The 2301-nt window shown below is 51.6% G+C and carries 5 protein-coding genes; 2 read left to right on the top strand and 3 right to left on the bottom strand.

Features of this window, described 5'->3' with window-relative positions; genetic code table 11:
• On the top strand, nucleotides 1-421 hold a 421-nt coding region (locus ACOSYY_RS11005), incomplete at its 5' end, for a hypothetical protein (RefSeq protein WP_421662407.1).
• A 7-nt stretch (nucleotides 422-428) separates the two neighbouring features.
• On the opposite strand, the gene ACOSYY_RS11000 is transcribed toward ACOSYY_RS11005, so the two are convergent.
• Nucleotides 429-614 (bottom strand): hypothetical protein, encoded by a 186-nt coding sequence (locus ACOSYY_RS11000; protein WP_421662405.1) that lies wholly within the window; start codon nucleotides 612-614, stop codon nucleotides 429-431.
• A 325-nt stretch (nucleotides 615-939) separates the two neighbouring features.
• Between ACOSYY_RS11000 and ACOSYY_RS10995 the strand changes: the two genes are divergently transcribed.
• Nucleotides 940-1362: a hypothetical protein gene (locus ACOSYY_RS10995; RefSeq protein WP_421662404.1), complete on the top strand. Its 423-nt coding sequence runs from the start codon at nucleotides 940-942 to the stop codon at nucleotides 1360-1362.
• Nucleotides 1363-1371: 9 nt separating this feature from the next.
• On the opposite strand, the gene msrA is transcribed toward ACOSYY_RS10995, so the two are convergent.
• Nucleotides 1372-1935 carry a peptide-methionine (S)-S-oxide reductase MsrA gene (msrA, locus tag ACOSYY_RS10990; protein WP_421662403.1) on the bottom strand — a complete coding sequence of 188 codons (564 nt, stop codon included), beginning with the start codon at nucleotides 1933-1935 and terminating at the stop codon, nucleotides 1372-1374.
• 51 nt (nucleotides 1936-1986) lie between these two features.
• Nucleotides 1987-2148, bottom strand: coding sequence for a hypothetical protein (locus tag ACOSYY_RS10985; protein ID WP_421662402.1), 162 nt, complete (start codon nucleotides 2146-2148; stop codon nucleotides 1987-1989).
• Nucleotides 2149-2301: the final 153 nt, after the last annotated feature.

Raw genomic sequence — 2301 nt, 5'->3', positions numbered from 1 at the left:
AGCAGAAATCAGCTTCTTTGCTCCGTACTTTGCGGAAGGTTTGAGAAAGGCGACATCCGAGGAGATCGTCACCTTTTATCAAGCCCGTCAGAAGGACACACTTATTGACAAAGTACTGTTCGTCACCTCAGGCGGGATGTTCGTTCACGGCGACGAGCTGCATCTCATACTGGGCAACTATCGTTCGGAGACAGGTTATGCGCCGGACCCCGGAATTGGAGATAAGTTCGATGGTCGATCAACTCCGCTGCAGCCCATTGCACCACAGCGAACGGAGGTGTATTTCGAACCGGCCACGGCAGTTGCTCCTTCACAGCATGGTATTTTGCAGAGTCTGTTGCGACCAAAGCGGCAAGAGATAGTCGTCCTGTTCAAGAAGCTGAGACGCACAACTTCGGCCGTGGGACATAGACTAGATTGACTGTCTTCTACGGCTTGGGTGACCCGGGTTTGTCCTGCTCGACTCTCTCCACACTTGGCTGAGAATCATCAAAGCTCAGGAAAGAAAACTTTTGTGGTTGCAGCACAAGTCCATCCGAGGAAAGCGTAGAACCTATCTCAAAATTGAAAAGCGGCCCGTGATTGAGCAGCAGTTCCGTGACGGCCAGAGCCATGACTTCAATATTTCCAAGGATTCTGCATATTTGCGATATCGCTATTCATCACATGAAGGCGCTCCGTCTTTGTAAATCGATTTTGAGATAGGTTCTAGTCTTTTGACATTGTGGCGAGATGACGGGCCTAAGACAGGATCGATCATTCCTGCGATGGTAACGGCTCTCGCTAACTTCTGTAGTCAGCCGAACAACTCTTTCAACACCATCGCTTGCTAGGTACCCGCCACTTGGTAGGAACGATGGCTCCACAGGGCCCTTGTGTACCTGAAAAGGAAAAAACATCGGCATGCGGTACAATGCCTGAAAAGAGGCCTGTGAACAAATGCCGTCGCCTCCTGATCAAGCCCGTGCCGAACCGCCGCTCTGGTCGATCGCCGCAGCGGTGATCATCATTCTGGTAGCTCCGCTGGTGTTGTATTCCTTGGCGCCAACCGGCCATATTCGGGATGGAGATACCGTGTCCTCGAATGGACAACAGCAGGTTCAGATTCGTGACTCCGCCACAAGTGAGGGGGCTCAGGACAATACCTGTCTACTTGATCCCAATAGTCCTCTCATCGTCGTTCGCTCACCGAATACCGACACAGACGGCTCCATCCTTGCCCAAGTCCAGGGCAATCCCTCCGGTGAATGGCCTTTTTGTCCTGTGCATGCCGAGGTCATCGTACAAACCCGTCAGGTATTTCAAACGCCGGCGGCCTTTGGGACGCTACGAGAGATCTTGGTTGGATTGTTCCCTCGATAGCGGGACTGCCTACGTTTTTAGCCGGTGAGAGAACTGTTTTCTAAACTTGGCGACTTTTGGACTCACCACAAATTGGCAATAACCTTGGAAGGGATTCCGAACAAAATATTCCTGATGATAGGGCTCCGCCTCATACCATCGTCCAGCCGGTATGACCTGCGTGACGAGAGGAGCGTCGTACACCTTCTGGTCATTCAGACTATTGATGACGTTTTCGGCTATCTGTTGCTGCGGCGAACTAGTGTAAAAAATCGCCGAACGATATTGCGTACCTTGGTCATTTCCTTGTCGATTGAGCGTGGTGGGATCGTGAATGACAAAAAAGATTTCGAGGAGCTCTTTGTAGGAGATGGCCTGGGGGTCGAAGGTTATTCGAACGGCTTCCGCATGGCCGGTTTGCCCGCTGCACACTGCCTCATACGTCGGATCTTCAACGGTTCCCCCGATATAGCCTGACTCGACGGATTCAACTCCGCGCACCTGGTCATACACCGCCTCAAGGCACCAAAAGCATCCGCCTGCAAGGATAGCGACTTCCTTCTCAGGTAAGATCGATCGTGATTCGTCGCCCATTGTAGGATTGGCCGAGTGAATTACAGGATTCTTGCGGTGAACGAATGCCGACTACTCTTCTTCTTCCTCCTCAATATCCTCAATTCCTTCATAACTCATTTCCGGGAATGAGGCCGACGCCTTTTCACAGGCGGTTTCGACCATTTCCTCAGCATCTTCCGCTGAATCAGCATCGACCAGGAACTTCACGGTGATTGCATACCTCTGTTCCACACCCCACTCCTTTCTCTATCCTCATGGCGAGAGTTTTAACTGTAGATATGAGTTACTCCGTACTTTCCGACAGTCGCAATGGCCATGTCAACCGTGTTGAGGATAACTGGAGGGACACGTTTGAAGCCCGCTAGTGGATCACACCGAGAGCCC

It is taken from the genome of Nitrospira sp. BLG_2 (genome assembly GCF_049222245.1).
Note: the sequence above shows the minus strand (reverse complement) of the source record. Positions and strands in the feature narration are given on the sequence as shown.

Excerpts from the sequence above, each read along its gene's own strand:
- ACOSYY_RS11000 (WP_421662405.1), bottom strand. The coding sequence starts at position 614 with ATGGCTCTGGCCGTCACGGAACTGCTGCTCAATCACGGGCCGCTTTTC.
- ACOSYY_RS10995 (WP_421662404.1), top strand. The coding sequence starts at position 940 with ATGCCGTCGCCTCCTGATCAAGCCCGTGCCGAACCGCCGCTCTGGTCG.
- msrA (WP_421662403.1), bottom strand. The coding sequence starts at position 1,935 with ATGGGCGACGAATCACGATCGATCTTACCTGAGAAGGAAGTCGCTATC.